Consider the following 21,365-nt stretch of genomic DNA (forward strand, 5'->3'; position numbering starts at 1 on the left):
AATCAGAACGACAGCCGCCGCTTGCCCGCCGCCTTGGCGCGGTACATCGCCACGTCCGCCCGGTGCAGCAACTCCTGCGCGGTTTCCTCGTCGTCGCCGGCATGCATGGCCACGCCGATGCTGGTCGACAGCGTGACTGCCACTCCCTGGATCTCCTGGTCCACGCGCAGGCGCTCCAGCAGCGCGGTGGCGACCTCGCCCGCCTGACTCTCCTCCCCGGCGAGGTCTTCCAGCACCACGGCGAACTCGTCGCCGGCCAGCCGCGCCACGAAATCGGTCTCGCGCACGGCTGCGTGCACCGCGGTGGCGAAGTGCTGCAGCACCGCGTCGCCGAACTCGTGGCCGAGGGTGTCGTTCATCTGCTTGAAGCCGTCCAGGTCCATGAACAGCACCGCCATCGCCCGCTGGTGCCGGCGCACGCGCGCCATCGCCTCGTCCAGCCGCTGCATCAGCGCGCGACGGTTGGGCAGGCCGGTCAATACGTCGTGGGTCGCCTCGTGTTCGATGCGCTGGTATAGCTGCCGGCGCTCGGTGATGTCCTGCGCGATCAGGTAGAAGCCGGTGATGTCGCCGTGCTCCTCCACATGCGGCACCAGGCTGGCGTAGAACCACATCGGGCCGTTCAAGGCCTCCAGCCGGTACTCCACCCGCACCGGCGTGCCGGCGAGCACGGCGGCCAGCGAAGGGCGCAGATGCTGGTAGGCGGCCGGGCCCCAGAAGTCCCGGGCATGGGTGCCAACCAGGCCATCGGGCGCCACCCCGAACCAGTCGGTGTAGGCGCGGTTGTGGAAGCGGTAGCGCAGCTCGCGGTCGATGAACGCGATCATCGCCGGCGCGTTGTCGGTGATCGTCTTCAGTCGCGCCGCGCTCTCGCGCAGGGCCTGTTCGTCGGCCTTGCGCTGGCTGATGTCGCGCACGAACGCGTTCATCAGTGGCTTGCCGCCGGAGTGCGAGCTGCCGAAGCTGGCCTCCAGCGGGAACTCGCTGCCGTCGCGGCGCAAGCCGGTGAGCTCCTGCCGCTGGCCCGACCACGCGCCGCCGTCGCCGCGCAGCAGTGCCTCCCATGCCGCCCGATAGCGCGCCCGCAGTGCCGCCGGCATCACCGTTTCATCCAGCGTGCGGCCCATCACTTCGGCCGCGCTCCAGCCGAAGGTTCGCTCGGCCGAACGGTTCCACGCCACGATGCGGCCGTGGTGATCGACTTCGATGAACGCATCCGATGCGTCGCGCAGGGTGGCCTGGAAACGCTCCTTCTGTTCGTCGAGCGCGCGCTGCGCTGCCGCGCGCGTGGCCATCTCCGTCTGCAGTCGGGCGACCACCTCGTGCAGTTCGCGAGTGCGCGCTTCCACCCGCTGCTCCAGGCTCAGCTGCAGCGCCTGCAGCGCCGTCTGCGCCTCCCGCCGGGCGTGGATGTCGGTCAGCACGGTGACCAGATTCTGCGGCCGGCCGCCGGCATCGGGCAGCGCCGATGCGCCCACCTGCACCCAGCGAAGGGTGCCGTCTGCGCGGACGAAGCTTAGCTCCAGGTCGAGCGCCTCCGCTTCGCCCTGCAGCACCCGGCGCACCATCGTGCGCGCGCGCTCCAGATCCTGTGCATGCACGATCGCCGCGGCGCGCTGGCCGATCAGCCGCTCCCGCGGATGGCCGACGATCTCGCAGAAGCGCTGGTTCACCTCGACCCAGCAGCCGGCGGGCGTGGTGATCGCCACGCCCGCCGCCGCATGGCTCATGGTACGGGCGAACAATTGCTCGCTGCGCGCCAGCGATGCCTTCGCCGCGCGCGCTTCGACCGACTGCTCCAGCGCATGCAGGTGCGATTCCACCATCGCGGCAAGGTCGTCCAGCGTGGCCAGGTCGTGCGCGTCGAACTGCCGCGGGCGGTGGTCGATCACGCACAGCGTGCCCAGCGGCAGGCCGTGACGCGACCGCAACGGGCGGCCGGCGTAGAAGCGGATGTACGGCGCGCCGGTAACCAGCGGGTTGTCGGCGAAGCGCGGGTCCTGGTGCGTGTCGGCAATGACCCACGCGCCGGGCTGCGTGATCGCGTGGCCGCACAGCGACTGGCTGCGTGGCGTCTCCTGCAGCGGCATGCCCACGCGTGAGAGGAACCACTGGCGCTGCGCGTCGACCAGCGTGATCAGCGCCACCGGCAGGTCGAACAGCCGTGTCGCCAGCCGGGTGATGCGGTCCAGCAAGGGCACCGGCGCACCGTCGAGCAGGCCCAGGCTGCGAAGCAACTGCAGGCGCTCGGCTTCATCGGCAAGGGGCGGTGGTTCAAGCATCGAGTCGTTCAATCACGGGACGGTTCGGATGGGGCGCCAGGGAGTCATCCGTGATGTGCGAAGAAGGCGCGACTGCCGCCAGCCCGGCGTGCGCCGAAGTGGATCTTGCCACGCTCCGGACCGCTGTGCGTGCGGTTGTTTGCAGCGGCGCGGCAGGCACGTTGCCGTTGTCGATATCGCGCCTGCGCCGGCTTGTGGCGTGCGCCACGCTGGCGTGTCGGCGCGGCACGCTGCACCATGGGTGCCCGAGGTGCGTCGGCGCGGCCGGATCACCCGCATCGGTCCAACGTCGTCCGCCCCCAACGTGTCGTGGCCAGCGCGCCAGGAGAGGAGCCGCAGCGAGATGAGTCTTGAACACCTGAAGGGTCGCCGGGTTCTGGTTGCCGAAGACGAGTACCTGATCGCCGAGGACATCAGCACCGGGTTGCAGCTTCGTGGTGCGCAGGTGGTGGGGCCTTTCGCCAACGTGGATGACGCGGTGCGCGCCTGCACCACCGGGCCGTTGCCCGATGCCGCCCTGCTGGACATCAATCTGGGCGGACAGCGGGTGTTTCCCCTGGCGCGTGAGCTGCTCGAGGCGAGCGTGCCGTTCGTGTTCACCACCGGCTACGACGAGGTGGTGGTGCCCGCGGCGTTTGCGCATGTGCGGCGGCTGCAGAAGCCGATCGGCATGCGTGCGCTGCTCGATGCGATCAACGCGCTGTTGACTCCCGGCGCCGCGTGAGCGGTCGCTTGCCCGCTCGGTAAGCCTTACACGCGCCGGCGGGAAAAACCTCCACGTCCAATCTTGCCAGGAGCCCGCCAGCGCGCATGGCGCGGTCGTGTCGTCGCTGGCATGCATGTTGCCCCTTCTCCGTTGCCACCGATCACCGGTGTGCGCAAGCGATCGTCAACGGAGAAAACCCGATGAGCAACGAGAAAAACAACGAGGGTGGCGCACGGCGCGGCTTTGCCAGCATGAGCGAAGAGCGGCGCAAGGAAATTTCCAGCGCGGGCGGTCGTTCTGCCCATGCCCGCGGCCACGCCCATGTGTTCACGCCCGAAGAGGCGAGGTTGGCCGGGCGCCGCGGCGGAAGCGCGGTGAGCAGCGATCGCGCGCACATGTCCGCCATCGGGCGGATCGGCGGCACGCGCAGTCGCAGCGGCAAGAAGCGGCTGGATCCGACCATCGAATCTTGAGGGCTCTGTCATGACACAGCATTCACGTTTTCGCGATCACGACCTTTCCCGCAGCAGCGGCCGTGGCTACGGCGGTCGGGGCGGTGGCGACGAGCGCTATCGCGGCGGCTCGGGCGAGCGCTGGTCCGGCGAAGGCGCCGGCCGGTTCGAGGCCGACGAGGGCGGCTACAGCTCTATGCCATGGCAGGAGGACAACCCGGCCAACGAATCGCCCCGCGAATACGGCGACGACTGGGATGCGGGTGATTCATCCGGCAGCGAGGGACGCTCGCGCGGCGAAGGCGACGGTGGGCGCCGCCATGGCGCGACCGGTTCGCGCAGCGGCGGCGGACTCGGCAGCGCCGGCCGCGGGTACGAAGTGGGGCAGGGCCGTTCCTACCGCGGCTGGGACGAGGAGCGCGGATCGGCCTGGACTGACCGCCAGGGCGGTTCCGCCATGGGCCCGCGCGGCGGCGGCAACAGTCGCGCCGACCAGCTTTACCGCACCTACGGCGGGTTCGAAGGGCCGCCGTCGGAGCGGCACGGCGGGCGCGGCGAGAGCTTCCAGGGAGGCGGCCAGCGCGGCTACGGCGGCTATGGCAACGAGAGCGGCTACGGCGCCAGCAGCGCCGAGGGTTACGGCGACTACGGCAGCGCCGGCCGCGAAGGCGGCGAGGGGCGCTTCCGCGGCCACGGTCCGAAAGGCTACACGCGCAAGGACGAGCGCATCTGCGAAGACGTCTGCGAGGCGCTGTCGCAGGATCCGCACCTGGACGCCAGCAACATCGAAGTGAGCGTGCACGAGGGCGTGGTCACGCTGACCGGCGAGGCGACCTCGCGACAGATGAAGCATCGCGCGGAGAACTGCGCCGACGCCTGCAGCGGCGTGAAGGACGTCGAGAACCATCTGCGGGTGAACCGCGGCCAGGGCGGCCAGTCCGGTGCATCCACGTCGTCGGGGTCGACGCTGCCGTCGGACGCCTCGCGTACGGGCAGCGGCATGGCGACTGCTTCGGGATCGAGCGGCTCCGCCGGCGCTGGTGCGTCGTCGGGCACCGGCGCGGCGGGCACGGCATCGTCCGGCTCGGCCACGAGCGGCGGCTCGGGCAACGACGGCCGCCGTCACTAGCACCATGCGCGGCGGCGCGCCTCCTGCAGCCGCCGCGCGAAGACCCAAGCGCATCGCCATCAACGCGCCCTAGACACTGGCCATGGAACGATCCGGTGATACATATCGCCGCAGGTCCGCGGCGTGGAGTGATGGTCGATGTCTGCTTGCTCCCCGGCAGTCTTGCTGGTCGATGACGATGTGGCGTTCGCGCGCTCGCTGACGTCCTATGCCAAGGCGCGTGGGTGCGATATGGAAGTTGCGCCCACGTTGCAGCGCGCGGCGCCGTTCTTCTCCGGCCACAACCCGCCGGATCTCATCCTGCTCGACCTGGGCCTGCCGGACGGCTGCGGTCTGGACCTGATCGAGCGGGTACCGCCGGAATCGCTGTCGCGACTGATCGTGCTCACCGGCGATCCGAGCGCGGAAACCGCTCATCGCGCGCAGCAGTTTCCGATCATGGATTACATGGTCAAGCCGCTGCGCCAGCATCGGCTGGACGATCTGTTCCTGCGCGCGGGCGAACACGCACGGGCGCGCTGGCTGAGGCATGTGGGCAATGACGCGCGCGGCCTGTTGCTGGGTGGCAGCCGGCGCATGCGCGAAGTGCGCGCCGCTTTGTCGCGGATCGCACCGTACGAAGATGCGGTGCTGCTCACCGGTGCCAGCGGCACCGGCAAGGAGCTGGCGGCGCGCGCGCTGCACCAGCTCAGCGGCCGCACCGGCGCGTTCGTGGCGGTGAACTGCGGGGCCAGCAGCGCGGAGTTGCTCGGCAGCCATCTTTTCGGCCACGTGCGGGGCAGCTTCACCGGTGCCATTCGCGATCACCGCGGCTACTTCGAGCAAGCGGCCGGTGGCACCCTTTTCCTGGACGAGATCACCGAGATGCCGGTGGAGCTGCAGCCCTACCTGCTGCGCGTGCTGGAGAGCCGCACCGTCACCCCGCTGGGTTCGACGCTCGCGCGGCAAACCGAGGTGCGCATCGTGGCGGCCTGCAACGTCGATCCGCAGCGCGCCATGGAGCGTGGCCACCTGCGGCCGGATCTCTACTACCGGCTGGCCCAGTTCCCGGTGCAGATGCCGACGCTGGCCGAACGGCCGGGCGATATCGCGACGCTGGCGCAATCCTTCGTGGATGCATTCAACGCCGCACACGGCACTGCGCGGCGCCTGACCGACGGCGCCGTGGCCGTGCTGCAGGGTCGGGAGTGGCCCGGCAACGTGCGCGAGCTGAAGCACGCCATCCGTCGCGCCTGCATCCTGTGCGGGCACGAAACGATCGAGGCACGCGACGTGATGGAGATGCGCCACGGCGCCAGCCTCGAGGAGGATGCGATGGCCGGGACGCTGGAACAGATCGAGCGGCGGGCGATCCTTCGCACGCTGGCCAAGCACGACGACAACAAGACACTCGCGGCACAGGAGTTGGGTATCAGCGTGAAGACGATCTACAACAAGCTCGAGCGCTACCGGGACCGCTTGTGACCGGCAGCGAACGCGGCGGCAGCCGCACCACCGAGCATGTAATCGATCTGATGGCCAGCGCGGGCGCCTGCGTGCTGGCGGCGCAGGGCGTGGAAGACACCGCGGCGGCCTTGTTGCCGCACGCCACCATGGCGATGGCCGCACGGGTGGGTGTGGCCGCCAAGTTCGATCACGCCGACCACAGCGTCGAGGTGCTGGCGCGGCACCCGGTTGGCACCGACGACGCCTCGGCCGCGGCCGCGCCGGTGGAGCGCGTGGTGCAGGCGTGGGCCGCGCAGACCGACCGCGGTAGCCATCTGTGGATGGACATCCTGCCCGCCGGCGACGGCACTCGCGTCGGCTCGCCGTGCTGCCTGGTGCACGAGGTGCCGGTACCGCAGGGCGCCGGGTTCTCGCTGCTGATGCTGTTCTTCGCCGAGGCGCCGCAGCCGGTGGCGCCGCTGGCGCGCGCGTTCTTCGACTGGATGGCAATCGCCGTGCAGGCACGCCAGGGCGAGGCACCGGCGCCCGCGTCCGGGGATGGCGCAGGATGTGATCCGGGCGACCTGGAGGCCAGGCACCGCATCAACAATTCGCTGGGCGTGATCACCATGCATGCGGATCTCGGCAGCCTGCTCACCGACCAGCCCGAGCTCAAGCGCATCAATGGCCTGTTCGACGAGATCAGCCGCCAGGCGCAGCGATGCGCGCAGGTGATCCGCTCGCTGCAACGCCGCCGTCTCTGACGGAGCCGGTACGCCGATCGGCGCGCACGTGGCGCGCACTAGCGTCGGTGGCGCCGTCGTATTCCTCCAGCGAGATCTCGTTCGCCCTTCGCGCGGCGACGTCCCTGTTGCCGGCTGGGCAACACGCGCCGGGCACCGTGCGCGTCGGCGCGGGCGAAACGTGCGTTCCCACGCCGGCATGTGGATCCGGCGGCATCGTTTTCTTCATCTTCTTTTCGCCGGGCGGCCGTTATCACGGGCATCTTTGGCTGCTGAAGAGGAACAACGATGTCGACAAACTCCCCCGGGATGCGGGCCGCGGTGCTGATGGAACCGGGCCGCTTCGATCTCGCCCAGGTGTCCGTGCCCGAACCGGGCCCCGGACAGGTTCGGGTGCGACTGCAGGGGAGCGGGCTGTGCGCCTCCAACATTCCCGCCTTCGAGGGCCGCGAGTGGTTCAGTTACCCGATGCCGCCGGGCGACCTCGGGCACGAGGGCTGGGGCGTGGTCGACGCGGTGGGCTCGGACGTGACCGGCATCGCGCGGGGCGACCGGGTGGCGGCGCTGTCGTTCAAGGCATACGCCGACTACGACGTGGCCGAAGCGGAGCAGGTGGTGAAACTGCCGGCGATGCTGGACGGCCAGCCGTTTCCGGGCGAGGCGCTGGGTTGTGCCATGAACATTTTCCGTCGCGCCGACATCGGCGCGGGGCAGACGGTGGCGGTGGTCGGCGTCGGCTTCCTGGGCGCGGCGATCATCCAGCTCGCCAGCGCCGCCGGCGCAAAGGTCATCGGCGTCTCCCGTTCGGAGTCGTCACTGGCGCTGGCGCGCGCCTGCGGCGCCGCCGAGACGATCACCATGGATGATCACCAACGCATCATCTACGCCGTCAGCGCGCTCACCGACGGCGCATTCTGCGAGCGCGTGGTGGAGGCCACCGGCAAGCCGTGGCCGCTGGACCTGGCCGGCGAACTCACCGGCGTCGGCGGGCGACTGGTCATCGCCGGCTTTCACCAGGACGGGCTGCGTTCGGTCAATGTGCAGCTGTGGAACTGGCGCGGCATCGACGTCATCAATGCGCACGAACGCGACCCGCGCGTCTCGGTGCGCGGCATGCGCGAGGCGGTCGAGGCGGTAGCCGACGGACGGCTGAAGCTGGCGCCGCTGATCACCCACCGCTTTCCGCTGGAACGGATCGGCGAGGCCTTGCAGGCGGTGGTCGATCGACCCGACGGATTCACCAAGGCGGTCGTGCTGACCGGCGAGGTGCACGCATGAGCAAGGACACCAAGCCGCCGCTGCGCCTGGGGTTCCTCGGCACCGGCTGGATCGGCCGCCATCGCATGCAGGCGGTGCTGGACAGCGGCCTGGCGACGGTGGCGGCGATCGCCGAGCCGGATCCGGGCTGTCTCGCCGAGGCGCTGGCGATCGCGCCGGGGGCCGAATCATGCGCCGACCTGCAGGGCCTGCTCGAGCGTGACCTGGACGGCGTGGTGATCGCCACGCCCAGCGCCGCGCACGCCAGCCAGTCGATGCGTGCACTGCAGTGCGGCGTGCCGGTGTTCTGCCAGAAGCCGCTGGGCCGCAACGGCGAGGAGGTCGCCGCGGTGGTCGCCGCCGCCGCCGCGTCGAACCGGCTGCTGGGCGTGGACCTGAGCTATCGCCATCTGGCCGGCATGGAGGCCGTGCGCGCGCTGCTCAAGCAGGGCGCGCTCGGTCGCGTCTACGCAGTGCAGTCCACGTTCCACAACGCCTACGGCCCGGACAAGGCCTGGTTCTACCAGCGTGAGCTGGCCGGCGGTGGCTGCCTGATCGACCTCGGCGTGCACCTGATCGACCTCGGCCTGTGGCTGCTGGATTTCCCTGTTGTCGAGGGCGTGCACGGGCGCTGTTTCACCGGCGGCGAGCCGCTGGCGAAACGCCCGGAGGCGGTGGAGGATTACGCCAGCGCCCATCTCGACCTCGCCGGCGGCGTCGCCATGGACGTGGCCTGCTCGTGGAACCTGCCGCTGGGCGCCGATGCCGAGATCGGGCTGCGCATTTTCGGCACCGAGGGCTCGATCGCGCTGCGCAACGTGGACGGGTCGTTCTACGACTTCGTCATCGAGCGCTTCGGCAAGAACGGGCATGACACGCTGGCCACGCCGCCGGATCCGTGGGGCGGTCGCGCGCTGGTGGCATGGGCGCGGCAGCTGCGGGGTTCGCCGGCACATGATCCGGACGTGTCCGCACTGGTGCAGGTGGCCGACGTGCTCGATCGCATCTATGAAGATGCTGCGCTGGCCGGCGGCGTGCGCCCATTCGCCAACGTCTAACCAAAACCTCACCCGGCCGCGCCCGCGGCCGGGTGATCGCTTGCATCAAGGCTACGAGCGTGGGGAGTGGGCTCCCCGCGTCCCGCGCCCGTGCCGGTGCTTGGCGCGCTCGTGGCCAACGTGCTCGCTCAAGCACGTGGATGACCGCGACGCCGGCCATGGCGAAAAGCCTGGACCCACGCGCGGCGGCTCGGAGCGCGGGCTCGGAGCGTGCGAGCCTGCTTACACGGCCACGTCGCCCGATGCGGCGAGGGCGCGCTCGGAGGGATGCGCCGGCAGTTCCTCCAGTGCATGCCGCGCGGCTTCGATGGTGAGGGCAAGTCCGTCTTCCACCGACACTTCCGGTGTCCACCCCAGCAGCCGGCGCGCCAGGCTGATGTCCGGCCTGCGTCGCCGCGGATCGTTCTCCGGCAGCGGATGGAAGGCCAACGTGGAGCGGCTGCCCGTCAGCGAGATCACCAGTTCGGCCAGCTCCCGCACCGTGCGCTCGACCGGATTGCCCAGGTTCACGGGCCCGGTTTCGTCCACGCCCATGAAGCGCACCAGCCCTTCGACCAGGTCGGACACGTACTGCAGGCTGCGCGTCTGGCTGCCGTCGCCGAACACCGTCAGCGGCTCGTCGGCGAGCGCCTGATGGATGAAGTTGGTGACGATGCGGCCGTCGCGCGGATCCATTCGCGGGCCATACGTGTTGAAGATGCGCACGATCCGCACCGGCAGGCCGAAGTGCCGGTGGTAGGTCATCACCGCCGCCTCGGCGTAGCGCTTACCTTCGTCGTACATGCTGCGCGGGCCATTCGGGTTGCAGTGCCCCCAATGCTCCTCGCGCTGCGGATGGAGCAGCGGATCGCCATAAACCTCGCTGGTGCTGGCCAGCAGGAACGTCGCGCCCTGCCGGCGCGCCAGGTCGAGCAGGTGATGGGTGCCGAAGCTGTTCACCTGCATCGTCTCGATGGGCCACTGCTGGTACTTCGGTGGCGAAGCTGGGCTGGCCAGGTGCATCACCCAGTCGATCCGACGCGGCGGCGTGAGCGGCTTGACCAGATCGTGCTCGATGAACTGGAACCGTGGATGGCCATGCAGATGCGCCAGGTTCTGCGGCCGCCCGGTGATGAAGTTGTCCACGCCGATCACGCGATGGCCGTCCTTGAGCAGGCGGTCGACCAGGTGCGATCCCACGAACCCGGCCGCCCCCGCGACCAGGACCGAAAGGGATTTTTTGGAACGCGTCAATGAAATAGCGCCTGCGTTGGCCATGAAGGAATCCTTGGGCGGGAATGTCGAAACGACAGTGACGGTGCGACGCGTAACGGCGGCGGAGGGCGCGTCGACGGTGCAGCGGCAGGATGCGCAGCCGCGCATGGCAAGTGGGTGAAGTGCGGGTAAGCAGACACGTGCACAAACTGCATCACGCGTGGAAGCGCCCGTTTGTCGATGGCCGTATGGACGTCCGTTTACGACGTATCGTCGAACGAAGTTACGGCCGCGTCTGGTTGCACGAGTGGTTGACGCCGGCTGGGTGAGGCTCGCAGCCGCCGAGGCCGCAGGCCCCGTGCTGACGAGCTTTCAGCCGCTCGTCTACGCCATCCGCGTTTCCCCCAATCGGCATTCACCACGGCATGGAGCATCCATGAGTCAGGTCATCCTCATCACCGGCGGCGCCGGCTTCATCGGCTCGCATCTGGCCGACCAGTTGCTGGCGGAGGGGCACCACGTACGCGTGCTCGACAACCTCTCGCCACAGGTGCACGGCATCAAGCAGCAGCGTCCCGATTACCTGTCGTCGTCGGTAGAGTTGATGCGCGGTGACGTGCGTGATCCCGACGCGGTGCAGCGCGCGCTCGAGGGCGTGGACGGGGTATATCACCTGGCCGCCTCGGTCGGCGTGGGCCAGAGCATGTACCAGATCGCCGACTACACCTCGGTCAACAACCTGGGCACCGCCGTGCTGCTGGAGGCGCTGGCTGAGCGCCCGGTGAAGCGCCTGGTGGTGGCCTCCAGCATGAGCATCTACGGCGAAGGCCTGTACCGCGGCGACGACGGCCAGACGGTGCAGGGGCGGCGTCGCAGCCGCGAGCAGCTCAAGCGCGCCGAGTGGGAGCTGCGCGACGCCCACGGGCGGGCGCTGCAGCCGATCCCCACGGACGAGAGCAAGCTGCCGGATCTCTCCTCCGTATACGCGCTGTCCAAGTACGACCAGGAGCGCCTGTGCCTGATGGTGGGCGAGGCCTACGGCATCCCCACCACGGCGATGCGCTTCTTCAACGTCTACGGGCCGCGGCAGGCGCTGTCCAACCCCTATACCGGCGTGCTGGCGATCTTCGCTTCGCGCCTGCTCAACGAGCGGGCGCCGTCGATCTTCGAGGATGGCCAGCAGCAGCGCGACTTCGTCAGCGTGCACGACGTGGCACGCGCCTGCCGGCTTGCCTACGACACCCCGGCTGCCGCCGGCGACGTGTTCAACGTCGGCAGCGGCCATGCCTACACTGTGGCCGAAATCGCCGAGCGCGTGGGGCAGTCGCTGGAGATCGACATGGCGCCGGAGGTGACCGGTCGCTACCGCGTCGGCGACATCCGCCACTGCGTCGCCGACATCGGCCACGCGCGCAAGGTGCTCGGCTACGCGCCGCAGGTGTCGTTGGAGGAGGGGCTGGCGGAACTGGCCGACTGGCTGCCCACCGCGGCGGCGGTCGACCAGACCACCGAAGCCACCCGCGAACTCGATCGCCGGGGGCTCACGCTGTGATGTGCGCCGTCGCCCGCGTCAGCTGCAAGGAGCACACGCCATGAATCGCAAGCCGCATCCGCAGGCCAGCGCGCTGGGCGTGCTGGAGTGGTTCCACCTGGGCGAGCGCGATACCGCCATCGCGGTGATCGACGACCTGCGCCGGCTCGGCGTGCAGCAGTTGCGCTTCGGGGTGTCCTGGGCCGACTTCCACGCGCCCGGTGGCGAGGCCTGGTACGACTGGCTGTTTCCCGCGCTGGGCGAGCACTTCGAGCTGCTGCCGTGTTTCCTCTACACGCCGCCGTCGCTGGGCGAGGAGCCGAGCACCGCGGCGCCGCCGCGCGAGACGCGCCGCTACGCCGACTTCATCGACGTGTGCATCACCCGCTACGGGCAGTATTTCGACTACGTGGAGCTGTGGAACGAGCCGAACAACCTGATCGAGTGGAACTACGCGCTCGACCGCAGCTGGACCAAGTTCTGCGCGATGGTCGGCGACGCCGCCTACTGGGCGCGCCAGCGCGGCAAGAAGACCGTGCTCGGCGGCATGGCGCCGATCGATCCGGGCTGGCTGCAGACCATGTTCGACAACGGGCTGATGCCGTACATCGACGTGGTCGGCGTGCACGGCTTTCCCGGCAGCTACGACGCGCCGGGCGACACGCTGGCGCAACGCATCGATCGGGTCATCGAGCTGCTGCGCGCCAACAATCATCCGGCCGAGGTGTGGCTGACTGAAACCGGTTACTCCACCTGGCGCCACGACGAGTTCGAGCAGGTGCGTCTGGCCGCCGAGACGATGGAGCTACCGGTGCAGCGCGTGTACTGGCTGTCGCTGCGCGACCTGCCGTACCACCACGCCTCGCAGGCGGGTTTCCACAACGACGAGCGCGACTACCACTTCGGCATCCAGGACGAGCGTGGCCGGCCCAAGCTGGCCTACCGGCTGTGGTCCGAGCAGGGCGTGGCGAGCCTGCGCGAGGCGGCGAGCTGGGCCACGCCGCGCGCGCCCGGCCCGGTTAGCGTTGTCACCGGCGGCGCCGGGTTCATCGGTTGCAATATCGCCGCCCGGCTGCTGGAGCAGGGACGCCGCGTACGCGTGGTCGACAACCTGTCGCGACCGGGCGTAGAGCAGAACCTGCAGTGGCTGCGCCAGCATCAGGAGCGGGTCGGTGGCACGCTGGAGTTCAGCCCCTGCGACATCCGCGATCGCCACGCCGTGCGCGAGGCAATCGATGGCGCCGAGCGGATCTTCCACCTGGCCGGGCAGGTCGCCGTGACCACCAGCCTGGACGATCCGCTGACCGACTTCCAGGTCAACCTGGCCGGCACGCTGCACGTGCTGGAGGCCGCCCGTGCCCAGCGCAAGCCACCGCCGGTGGTGTTCGCCTCCACCAACAAGGTCTACGGCGGACTGGAGGACATCGCGCTGGAAGTCGCCGGCGATCGCTACCAGCCGGTGGACAAGCACTACCTGGCGCACGGGGTGAGCGAACAGCGCCCGCTGGATTTCCATAGCCCCTACGGCTGCTCCAAGGGCGGCGCCGACCAGTACGTGGTCGACTACGCGCGCTGCATGGGGGTGCCGGCGGTGGTGTTCCGCATGAGCTGCATCTACGGCCCGCACCAGTTCGGCACCGAGGACCAGGGCTGGGTCGCGCACTTCCTGCTCAAGGCGCTGCGCGGCGAAACGATCATGCTGTATGGCGACGGCATGCAGGTGCGCGACATCCTGCACGTCAACGACGTGGTCGACGCCTATCTCACCGCCGCCGACCGCGCCGACGAGCTGGCCGGGCGCGCGTACAACCTCGGCGGCGGGCCCGCCAACACGATCAGCCTGCTGCAGCTGCTGGACTGGATCGCCGAGTTGACCGGCAAGCGGCCGCCGGTGGAGTTTGCCGACTGGCGTCCGGGCGACCAGCGCTACTACGTGTCCGACGCACGCCGCTTCGCCGCGGCCACCGGATGGCGCGCGAGCATCTCCGCCAAGGCAGGCGTGGCCGACCTCTACCGCTGGCTGCGCGAGCATCGCGCAGGGGCGTCATCGACTGCCGCGGCGCGCGAGCTCACGCTGGAAGCGCTGTGCGCGTACGGCGAGTGATGATGAGCGCGGATGCCGTGGGTGGCGTCTGGAGCTATGCCATGGAGCTGGCCGCGGGGTTGTCCGCGGAGGGGGTCGAGGTGTTGCTGGCGGTGCTCGGTCCCGCACCGGGCGAGCACCAGCGGCGCCAGGCGCAGGCCATCACCGGCCTCACCCTGGCCTGCGGCGATTACCCGCTGGAGTGGATGCCCGGCGCGCTGCCGGCGCAGCGCGCCGCGGGCGAGTGGCTGCTCGGCCTGGCCCGCGATTGGCAGCCGGACGTGGTGCACCTGAACCATTACGGCCACGGCCACCTGCTGTGGCCGGTGCCATGCCTGGTGGTGGCTCATTCGTGCGTGCTGTCGTGGTTCGAGCACGTCAAGGGCGAGCCGGCCGGTGCCGAGTGGCAGGACTATTGCGAGCACGTCACCCGCGGCCTGCTCACTGCCGACCTGGTGATCGCGCCCAGCGCCGCGATGCTGGCGGACGTACGCCGCCTGTACGGGCCGCTCAGCCAGGCAAAGGTGATCCACAACGGGCGTGACGCGCGGGCCTTCCCGCCGCGCGAGAAGCAGCCGTTCGTGCTGGCCGCCGGTCGCCTGTGGGACGAGGCCAAGAACATCCGCATGCTGCGCTACACCGCACTCACCGTGCCGTGGCCGGTGCGCGTGGCGGGCGAGCTGCGTCGGCCCGACGGCGGGTGCGAGGCGGGCGAGGACGATCCGCTGGAGGGCATGCAGCCGCTGGGTGTGCTCGACCCCGCTGCAATGGCCGACGCATTTGGTGAAGCATCGATCTATGTGCTGCCGGCGCGTTACGAACCCTTCGGCCTGTCGGCGCTGGAGGCCGCCTGCGCCGGCTGCGCGCTGGTGCTCAGCGACATCGCCTCGCTGCGCGAACTGTGGGACGGCGCCGCCGAATTCGCGCCGGCCGACGATGCCGCCGCCATGCGCGACACGGTGGCCGCGCTGATCAGCGACGAGGGCCTGCGCGCCCGGCGCGCGCGCCAGGCCAGCGAGCGCGCCACCCGCTACAGCGCCCAACGCATGACCCGCGACTACCTCGATACCTACGCCGGCCTGCTGGGCCGATGGGAGCCCACGCCATGCGCATCGTGATGTTCTACCACTCGCTGTTGTCGGACTGGAATCACGGCAACGCGCACTTCCTCCGCGGCGTGGTCAGCGAGCTGCTGCGCCGCGGACATCGGGTCGACGTGTACGAGCCGGCCGGCGCGTGGAGCGTGCAGAACCTGCTCGCCGACCAGGGCGTGGGGCCGGTGGAGGATTTCCACCGCGCTTACCCCGGTCTCACCAGCCACGTCTATCCGCCCGATCCGGACACGCTGGAGGCCTGCCTGGAAGTCTGGCTCGAGGGTGCCGACCTGGTGCTGGTGCACGAGTGGAACGACCACGCGCTGGTGCGGATGATCGGCAGATACCGCCGCTGCAATCCGCACATGCGGCTGCTGTTTCACGACACCCACCACCGCGCGGTGAGCGAGCGCGAGGCGATGGCGCGCTACGACCTCACGCACTACGACGGCGTGCTCGCCTTCGGCGAAGTGATCCGCGCGCTGTACCTGCGCGAGGGCTGGACCGAACGCGCGTGGACCTGGCACGAGGCAGCCGACACGCACGTGTTTTATCCGCACCCGGCGCAGGGCCGCCAGCACGACCTGGTGTGGATCGGCAACTGGGGCGACGGCGAGCGCACCCGCGAGCTGCAGGAGTTCCTGCTCGATCCGGTGCGCGAGCTGCAGCTGTCCGGCACCGTGCACGGCGTGCGCTACCCGGACACGGCGCGCGAGGCGGTCGCCGCCGCGGGCCTGGACTATCGCGGCTGGGTGGCCAATTTCGCGGTGCCGTCGGTGTTCGCCCGCCACCGCGTCACCGTGCACGTGCCGCGCGGCCCGTACGTGCAGATGCTGCCGGGCATTCCCACCATCCGTCCGTTCGAGGCGCTGGCCTGCGGGATTCCCCTGGTCAGCGCGCCGTGGTCGGACAGCGAGGGGCTGTTTACCCCGGGCGAGGATTTCCTGGTGGCGCACGACGGCGAGGAAATGCGCCGCCACCTCTACCAGTTGCTCAACGACCCGGCGCTGGCCAGCGAAGTGGCCGCGCACGGGCTGGCCACCGTGCGTGCGCGGCATACCTGCGCCCACCGGGTCGACCAGCTGCTCGCCATCCACCAAGAGATCGCGCCCGCGACGCGCGCAAGGGAGTACGCATGAAGTTCGCCTTTTTCGGATCCAGCCTGGTCTCCGCCTACTGGAACGGCGCGGCCACCTATTACCGCGGCCTGATCCGCAACCTGCACGCACGCGGCCACCAGATCACCTTCTACGAACCGGACGCCTACGGACGCCAGCAGCATCGCGACATGCCCGATCCGGACTGGGCGCGCGACGTGGTCTACGGCGTCGACGGCCCGCAGGAAATGGAGCGCGCCCTGGCCGACGCCGCCGGTGCCGACGTGATCATCAAGACCAGTGGCGTGGGCATCTTCGACGAGGCGCTGGAGGAGGGCGTGCTGGCGCTGAAGCGGCCGGACAACCTGGTGCTGTTCTGGGACGTCGATGCGCCGGCCACGCTGGACGAGATGGCGCAGGACCCGAACCACCCGTTCCGCCAGCGCGTGCCGCGGTTCGACCTGGTCTGCACCTACGGCGGCGGCCGCCCGGTGGTGGACGGCTATCTCGCGCTCGGCGCACGCCAGTGCGTGCCGATCTACAACGCGCTCGACACGCAGACGCACTTTCCGGTGCCGGTCGATCCGCGGTTCCAGGCCGACCTCGGCTTTCTCGGCAACCGGCTGCCCGATCGCGAGGCACGGGTGGACGCGTTCTTCTTCCACGCTGCCGCGGCGGCGCCGCAGCAGCGCTTCCTGCTCGGCGGCAGCGGCTGGGACGACCGCGAGCGGCCGGACAACGTGGACTACGTGGGGCACGTCTACACGCGTGACCACAACGCCTTCAACTGCACGCCGCGCGCGGTGCTCAACATCAGCCGCGAATCGATGGCGCGCTACGGCTACTCGCCGGCCACGCGCGTGTTCGAGGCGGCCGGCGCCGGAGCCTGCCTGATCACCGATCACTGGCGCGGCGTGGAGCTGTTCCTCGAGCCCGGTCGCGAGGTGCTGGTGGCGCGCGATGGCGACGAGGTGGCGGCGCACCTGGAGGCGCTGAGCCCGGAGCGGGCGCGTGCGATCGGCCAGGCCGCGTTGCGCCGGGTCATCGCGGAGCACACGTACGCTCACCGCGCCGCCCAGCTGGACAGCCTGCTGGATGGCCGCAACCCGGCCCGCGCCCGCACGGTGGCGGCAGCATGAGGCGCGCGGGCATGGACATCGTCATCCTGGGCCTGTCGATCACCTCCTCGTGGGGCAACGGCCACGCCACCACCTTCCGCGGCCTGGTGCGCGAGCTCGATGCGCTGGGCCACCGCGTCACCTTCCTCGAGCGCGACGTGCCCTGGTATGCCGCGCACCGCGACATGCCGCAGCCGCCGTACGGACGCACCTTTCTCTACCGCGACCTGGACGAGCTGCGCACGCGCTTCGGCTCGCTGGTGGCGCAGGCCGACGCGGTGATCGTCGGCTCGTACGTCCCCGACGGCGTGGCGGTGGGCGAGTGGGTGCAGGCGCAGGCGCGCGGGCGCACCGCGTTCTACGACATCGACACCCCGGTGACGCTGGGCAAGCTCGACCGCGGCGACCACGAGTACCTGTCGCCCGAGCTGATTCCGGGCTACGCGCTGTACCTGTCCTTCACCGGCGGCCCCACGCTGGCGCGGCTGGAGCGGGAGTTCGGTTCGCCCTGCGCGCGGGCGCTTTACTGCGCCTTCGATCCGGGCTTGTACGCCCCGGAGCCGCAGGCGCCGCAGTGGGACCTGGGCTACCTCGGCACCTACAGTCCCGATCGCCAGCCGCGGGTGGATTCGCTGCTGCTGCAGCCGGCCACGCAGTGGCGCGACGGACGGTTCGTGGTGGCCGGCCCGATGTATCCGCCGGAGATCGCGTGGCCGGGCAACGTGGAACGTCGCGAGCACGTGCCGCCGGGCGAGCACCGCGCGTTCTACAACCGCCAGCGCTTCACCCTCAACGTCACCCGCGACGACATGATCCGCGCCGGCTGGTCGCCCAGCGTGCGGCTGTTCGAGGCCGCCGCGTGCGGCGTGCCGATCATCTCCGATCGCTGGCAGGGGCTCGAGGAACTGTTCACGCCCGACGAGGAGATCCTGCTTGCGGACGACGCCGGCCAGGTGCTCGGCTACCTGCGCGAGTTGGGCGAGGCGCAGCGCAAGGCGATCGGCGCCCGCGCCCGCGAGCGGGTGCTGGCCGAACACACCGCCGCCCATCGCGCGGGCGAATTGGTGATGCTGCTGGAACAGGCGGTGCAACGGCCGGCGCGCCGCGGCGCCGCCACCGGCGCGGGGGCAGCCGCATGAACACACTGCGCACGTTGCAGTCGCACGGCAGCGAGTCCGGGCCGCTGGCGCAGCACATCCGGGCGCTGGGCCCGTGGTTCCACAACATCCACCTGCCCGATGGCAGCCAGACCGCGCCGGACCATCCGCTGGGCGATTTCCCCGCGTTCAAGTGGGCCGGGCTGGCACCGTTGCTGGCGGCGGACATGCGCGGCCTGCGCGTGCTCGACATCGGCTGCAACGCCGGCTACTACAGCCTGCAGATGGCACAGCGCGGCGCGCAGGTGGTGGCGATGGACCACGACCCGCACTATCTGGCGCAGGCCGAGTGGGTGGTGCGCCAGTTCGGCCTGTCCTCGCAGGTCACGCTGCGCCAGGGCGACGTCTACGACCTCGCCGGGCGGCGCGAACGCTTCGACGTGGTGCTGTTCCTGGGGGTGTTCTACCACCTGCGTTATCCGTTGCTGGGACTGGACCTGGCGGCGGGTGCCTGCGACGACCTGTTGCTGTTCCAGAGCCTGTGCATGCCCGGGCCGGACGACGCGCTGCCCGCGCCGCGCGACGTGGGCTACCTGGGCCGCGACGAGATGCAGAACGACCACTGGCCGAAGATGGCCTTCGTGGAAGGGGAGCTCGCCGGCGACCCCACCAACTGGTGGCTGCCCAACCCCGGCGCGCTGGAGGCGATGGTGCGCTCGGCGGGGTTCGAGGTGGTGGCGCGGCCCGAGCCGGACACCTGCGTGTGTCGGCGCAATGCCGCGACAGCAACCGCCAGCGAGGCCGCACTCGAGGGCGTGCTCGCCCATCTGCAGCGCGGGGGCTGAGCGCGTCGCGGCTGCCTGACCGCGCGCTGCGATGCGGCGCGCTATCGATGAGTCCGTTGACCGATTCGCTTCGCCCGCTTCCCACGGCCGCCGGGAGACTGATCGGGCTCGGCATCGACGCCGGTGCGGAGCCTCGGCGCGTTGGCGGTCGCACGCAGGAGGCGACTGCATCGCCGGTCCGGCAGTCCCGTCCACTATTCCACTCCCGAAGGAGATCCCCCATGAAAAGAGCTCTTGCACCGTTCCTCATCCTGTCCGCCCTCGCCGGGGGCGCGCAGGCCCAGGTCAACACCCCCACCGACGCGCCGTCGCCGCCGGGCCGCAGTCAGCCGCAGGCCACGTCGACCGCCACTCCTTCCTCGGCCGACAGCACGTTCGTGCGCAAGGCATCCGAGGGCAACGCAAAGGAGATCGCGCTGGGCAAGATCGCGCAGGACAAGGGCAACAGCTCGGCCGTGCGTCAGTACGGACAGCAGATGGTCCACGACCACAGCGCCGCCAACCAGAAGCTGCAGTCGATCGCGCAAGCGAACCACCTGCAGATGTCGCCACCGGAACCGGAGCAGGGCCGTACCGCACAGGAGTTTCGTGCCATGCAAGGGCAGGGCTTCGACAAGGCGTTCGCCCAGCGCATGGTGCAGGACCATCAGAAGGCGATCGACCTGTACCAGAAGGAGCTGCGCGAGGGTCGCGATCCGGCCATCCAGTCATACGCGCGCGGCACGCTGCCTACGTTGCAGAGGCATCTGCAGAACGCCTGGCAGCTCCCGGGCGGCCGCAGCGGTAGCGATCACAGCAACGGCATGCAGCACGACCAGGGCAGCACCGGTGCGGGCATGGAGCACGGCAACGACAACGGCATGAACCAGGGCGGCATGGACCAAGACACCATGGGCCACGACACCATGGACAGTTCCCGCAGCGGCAACGCGGCCGGGTCATCCAGCGACAACGGGATGAACAGCGGCATGAACCACAGCACTGACAGCAGCACTGACAGCAGCATGGATCGCGGCACCACCGGCGGCGTCTACAACGACACCTCCACCGGCACGCGTACCGGCGTCAACGGCGGCAGCGCCATGGACGCCGGCAGCGGTACGCCAGGGTCGGACACCAGCGTCAACGGCGGCATCAACGGTGGCACCCGCACCGCGCAGCCGACCGACAGCCGCTATGGCCGCGGCACCCAGGCCGGCAGCACGACAGGCACCACCGACGCCACCAGCGGCGACCCCACCACCGGCGGCGTGCCGGCCGGTACGTCGGTGCCGTCGAGTTCGTCGTCCACGCGCTGATCGCGCCGCCACAGCATGTTTCGGCGCGGATCAGGGCAGGCTTACATCTTCTCCTTGATGCCGCGCCGGATCAGCCACGCGTTAACCGGACAGGCGGTGAGGAAGCCGCACAGCATGGCAATCTGCATCATGAACCAGAACACCGGCCCGGTCTTTTCCAGCCGGTGATCGAACAGCACGAATGTGGCGATCGCCATCCATCCATACATGCCCACCTGCCAGGCCGTCAGCGAGAGCGAATCGGCCTTCAGCGACGACACCAGCGCCTGGCCCGGCGCCTGGTCGGTCATCGGCTTGATGGTGAAGTACTGGAACGCGATGCCGATGACGAAGGCGGCCATGTAGTCCAGCGTCCAGCCGGTCAGCAGCTCGCTGCCGAACCAGGTGAAGGGGAACAGGATCAGCAGTGACTCGGCGCACAGGTCGCCGAGCGTGCATCCACTGCCGCAATGGGTGGCCGCCAGCGCCACGCTCTGCACGCTCAGCTGCTGTTTGCCCGATGATTTGTCCGACGATGACTTGTCCGACGAAGACTTGGCCGACGAGGATTTGCCGGACGATCCGCCGCCCGTGGTGCTCTTCTGCGCGTGCTTGCTGCCGCCATCTCCCGCGTCGTCACCCGAAGACTTGCCTGACGCATGTCCGCCGCCTGCGGATGTCGCGCGAGGGCGGCCCCACCGCCAGTAGGCCCACAATCCCAGCGGCCCGGCGTACAGCGCGGTAACCGGCCACACCACGTGCATGATCGCCATCGGCTGGCGGTGGCCTCGCAGGATGTCGATCGCGATCCACAGCGCACAGAGCACGGCGACCGTGAGCGACACGTAGGACAGTGTCGTGAGCCAGCCCGGCATGGTTTTCTCCCGGAAAAACCACAGCATGCCGCCCGCCCCGTCGAGTCACGGTCAAGCCGGCGGCGCAGCGGCACCTCCAGCGGCGCGGCGTGCAGCACGGCG

The 21,365-nt window shown here is 69.9% G+C and carries 18 protein-coding genes; 15 read left to right on the forward strand and 3 right to left on the reverse strand.

The genetic code is table 11. The features are described 5' to 3' along the window. Nucleotides 1–2: 2 nt before the first annotated feature. Nucleotides 3–2,282 carry a PAS domain S-box protein gene (locus VFG40_RS12615; RefSeq protein ID WP_324897979.1) on the reverse strand — a complete coding sequence of 760 codons (2,280 nt, stop codon included), beginning with the start codon at nucleotides 2,280–2,282 and terminating at the stop codon, nucleotides 3–5. A gap of 343 nt (nucleotides 2,283–2,625) precedes the next feature. Between VFG40_RS12615 and VFG40_RS12620 the strand changes: the two genes are divergently transcribed. The 7 genes from VFG40_RS12620 (at nucleotide 2,626) to VFG40_RS12650 (ending at nucleotide 9,052) form a co-directional block, all read left to right on the forward strand. Then, nucleotides 2,626–3,006: a response regulator gene (locus VFG40_RS12620; RefSeq protein ID WP_324897981.1), complete on the forward strand. Its 381-nt coding sequence runs from the start codon at nucleotides 2,626–2,628 to the stop codon at nucleotides 3,004–3,006. 182 nt (nucleotides 3,007–3,188) lie between these two features. Continuing rightward, nucleotides 3,189–3,461, forward strand: a complete 273-nt coding sequence (locus VFG40_RS12625) for a hypothetical protein (RefSeq protein WP_324897983.1) — start codon at nucleotides 3,189–3,191, stop codon at nucleotides 3,459–3,461. Nucleotides 3,462–3,471: 10 nt separating this feature from the next. After that, nucleotides 3,472–4,569, forward strand: a complete 1,098-nt coding sequence (locus VFG40_RS12630) for a BON domain-containing protein (RefSeq protein ID WP_324897985.1) — start codon at nucleotides 3,472–3,474, stop codon at nucleotides 4,567–4,569. A gap of 138 nt (nucleotides 4,570–4,707) precedes the next feature. Then, nucleotides 4,708–6,033, forward strand: a complete 1,326-nt coding sequence (locus VFG40_RS12635) for a sigma-54-dependent transcriptional regulator (protein WP_324897987.1) — start codon at nucleotides 4,708–4,710, stop codon at nucleotides 6,031–6,033. Continuing rightward, nucleotides 6,030–6,758, forward strand: a complete 729-nt coding sequence (locus VFG40_RS12640; RefSeq protein ID WP_324897989.1) for a hypothetical protein — start codon at nucleotides 6,030–6,032, stop codon at nucleotides 6,756–6,758. The genes VFG40_RS12635 and VFG40_RS12640 overlap by 4 nt, the downstream gene beginning before the upstream one ends. 267 nt (nucleotides 6,759–7,025) lie before the next feature. Beyond that, nucleotides 7,026–8,015, forward strand: coding sequence for an MDR/zinc-dependent alcohol dehydrogenase-like family protein (locus VFG40_RS12645; protein WP_324897991.1), 990 nt, complete (start codon nucleotides 7,026–7,028; stop codon nucleotides 8,013–8,015). Next, the gene (locus tag VFG40_RS12650; protein WP_324897993.1) at nucleotides 8,012–9,052 is read left to right on the forward strand and encodes a Gfo/Idh/MocA family protein; all 1,041 of its coding nucleotides are present in this window, start codon (nucleotides 8,012–8,014) and stop codon (nucleotides 9,050–9,052) included. Before VFG40_RS12645 ends, VFG40_RS12650 begins: the two co-directional genes overlap by 4 nt. A gap of 222 nt (nucleotides 9,053–9,274) precedes the next feature. Here VFG40_RS12650 and VFG40_RS12655 read toward each other — a convergent pair whose 3' ends face one another. Next, entirely contained in the window at nucleotides 9,275–10,309 is a 1,035-nt protein-coding gene (locus VFG40_RS12655; protein ID WP_324897995.1) for a UDP-glucuronic acid decarboxylase family protein, read from the reverse strand. Nucleotides 10,310–10,682: 373 nt separating this feature from the next. On the opposite strand from VFG40_RS12655, the gene VFG40_RS12660 reads away from it, so the two are divergent. The 8 genes from VFG40_RS12660 to VFG40_RS12695 all read left to right on the forward strand — a co-directional run bounded on the left by VFG40_RS12660 (nucleotide 10,683) and on the right by VFG40_RS12695 (nucleotide 20,409). After that, on the forward strand, nucleotides 10,683–11,798 hold the full coding sequence (locus VFG40_RS12660; RefSeq protein WP_324897997.1) for an SDR family NAD(P)-dependent oxidoreductase: 1,116 nt from the start codon (nucleotides 10,683–10,685) through the stop codon (nucleotides 11,796–11,798). A 40-nt stretch (nucleotides 11,799–11,838) separates the two neighbouring features. Continuing rightward, the gene (locus VFG40_RS12665) at nucleotides 11,839–13,881 is read left to right on the forward strand and encodes an SDR family NAD(P)-dependent oxidoreductase (RefSeq protein ID WP_324897999.1); all 2,043 of its coding nucleotides are present in this window, start codon (nucleotides 11,839–11,841) and stop codon (nucleotides 13,879–13,881) included. 2 nt (nucleotides 13,882–13,883) lie between these two features. Next, a complete protein-coding gene (locus tag VFG40_RS12670; RefSeq protein ID WP_324898001.1) occupies nucleotides 13,884–14,978 on the forward strand; it encodes a glycosyltransferase family 4 protein in 1,095 nt (364 codons plus the stop codon). After that, the gene (locus VFG40_RS12675; RefSeq protein ID WP_324898003.1) at nucleotides 14,966–16,093 is read left to right on the forward strand and encodes a CgeB family protein; all 1,128 of its coding nucleotides are present in this window, start codon (nucleotides 14,966–14,968) and stop codon (nucleotides 16,091–16,093) included. Before VFG40_RS12670 ends, VFG40_RS12675 begins: the two co-directional genes overlap by 13 nt. Beyond that, on the forward strand, nucleotides 16,090–17,190 hold the full coding sequence (locus tag VFG40_RS12680; RefSeq protein WP_324898005.1) for a CgeB family protein: 1,101 nt from the start codon (nucleotides 16,090–16,092) through the stop codon (nucleotides 17,188–17,190). The genes VFG40_RS12675 and VFG40_RS12680 overlap by 4 nt, the downstream gene beginning before the upstream one ends. Nucleotides 17,191–17,201: 11 nt before the next feature. Continuing rightward, nucleotides 17,202–18,308, forward strand: a complete 1,107-nt coding sequence (locus VFG40_RS12685) for a CgeB family protein (protein WP_324898007.1) — start codon at nucleotides 17,202–17,204, stop codon at nucleotides 18,306–18,308. Then, nucleotides 18,305–19,111: a methyltransferase domain-containing protein gene (locus VFG40_RS12690; RefSeq protein ID WP_324898009.1), complete on the forward strand. Its 807-nt coding sequence runs from the start codon at nucleotides 18,305–18,307 to the stop codon at nucleotides 19,109–19,111. The genes VFG40_RS12685 and VFG40_RS12690 overlap by 4 nt, the downstream gene beginning before the upstream one ends. A 221-nt stretch (nucleotides 19,112–19,332) precedes the next feature. Beyond that, on the forward strand, nucleotides 19,333–20,409 hold the full coding sequence (locus tag VFG40_RS12695) for a DUF4142 domain-containing protein (protein ID WP_324898011.1): 1,077 nt from the start codon (nucleotides 19,333–19,335) through the stop codon (nucleotides 20,407–20,409). Nucleotides 20,410–20,450: 41 nt separating this feature from the next. Here the strand turns inward: VFG40_RS12695 and VFG40_RS12700 are convergent, their stop codons facing one another. Then, nucleotides 20,451–21,290 carry a DUF4396 domain-containing protein gene (locus VFG40_RS12700; protein ID WP_324898013.1) on the reverse strand — a complete coding sequence of 280 codons (840 nt, stop codon included), beginning with the start codon at nucleotides 21,288–21,290 and terminating at the stop codon, nucleotides 20,451–20,453. Nucleotides 21,291–21,365 lie beyond the last annotated feature (75 nt).

The organism is Dyella sp., from assembly GCF_035685805.1.
GTDB lineage: Bacteria > Pseudomonadota > Gammaproteobacteria > Xanthomonadales > Rhodanobacteraceae > Dyella_A.

What these genes read in the sequence shown, in the direction of transcription:
- VFG40_RS12615 (WP_324897979.1), bottom strand. Translation starts at nt 2,282, where the DNA reads ATGCTTGAACCACCGCCCCTTGCCGATGAAGCCGAGCGCCTGCAGTTG.
- VFG40_RS12620 (WP_324897981.1), top strand. Translation starts at nt 2,626, where the DNA reads ATGAGTCTTGAACACCTGAAGGGTCGCCGGGTTCTGGTTGCCGAAGAC.
- VFG40_RS12625 (WP_324897983.1), top strand. Translation starts at nt 3,189, where the DNA reads ATGAGCAACGAGAAAAACAACGAGGGTGGCGCACGGCGCGGCTTTGCC.
- VFG40_RS12630 (WP_324897985.1), top strand. Translation starts at nt 3,472, where the DNA reads ATGACACAGCATTCACGTTTTCGCGATCACGACCTTTCCCGCAGCAGC.
- VFG40_RS12635 (WP_324897987.1), top strand. Translation starts at nt 4,708, where the DNA reads ATGTCTGCTTGCTCCCCGGCAGTCTTGCTGGTCGATGACGATGTGGCG.
- VFG40_RS12645 (WP_324897991.1), top strand. Translation starts at nt 7,026, where the DNA reads ATGTCGACAAACTCCCCCGGGATGCGGGCCGCGGTGCTGATGGAACCG.
- VFG40_RS12650 (WP_324897993.1), top strand. Translation starts at nt 8,012, where the DNA reads ATGAGCAAGGACACCAAGCCGCCGCTGCGCCTGGGGTTCCTCGGCACC.
- VFG40_RS12655 (WP_324897995.1), bottom strand. Translation starts at nt 10,309, where the DNA reads ATGGCCAACGCAGGCGCTATTTCATTGACGCGTTCCAAAAAATCCCTT.
- VFG40_RS12660 (WP_324897997.1), top strand. Translation starts at nt 10,683, where the DNA reads ATGAGTCAGGTCATCCTCATCACCGGCGGCGCCGGCTTCATCGGCTCG.
- VFG40_RS12665 (WP_324897999.1), top strand. Translation starts at nt 11,839, where the DNA reads ATGAATCGCAAGCCGCATCCGCAGGCCAGCGCGCTGGGCGTGCTGGAG.
- VFG40_RS12670 (WP_324898001.1), top strand. Translation starts at nt 13,884, where the DNA reads ATGAGCGCGGATGCCGTGGGTGGCGTCTGGAGCTATGCCATGGAGCTG.
- VFG40_RS12675 (WP_324898003.1), top strand. Translation starts at nt 14,966, where the DNA reads ATGCGCATCGTGATGTTCTACCACTCGCTGTTGTCGGACTGGAATCAC.
- VFG40_RS12680 (WP_324898005.1), top strand. Translation starts at nt 16,090, where the DNA reads ATGAAGTTCGCCTTTTTCGGATCCAGCCTGGTCTCCGCCTACTGGAAC.
- VFG40_RS12685 (WP_324898007.1), top strand. Translation starts at nt 17,202, where the DNA reads ATGGACATCGTCATCCTGGGCCTGTCGATCACCTCCTCGTGGGGCAAC.
- VFG40_RS12690 (WP_324898009.1), top strand. Translation starts at nt 18,305, where the DNA reads ATGAACACACTGCGCACGTTGCAGTCGCACGGCAGCGAGTCCGGGCCG.
- VFG40_RS12695 (WP_324898011.1), top strand. Translation starts at nt 19,333, where the DNA reads ATGAAAAGAGCTCTTGCACCGTTCCTCATCCTGTCCGCCCTCGCCGGG.
- VFG40_RS12700 (WP_324898013.1), bottom strand. Translation starts at nt 21,290, where the DNA reads ATGCTGTGGTTTTTCCGGGAGAAAACCATGCCGGGCTGGCTCACGACA.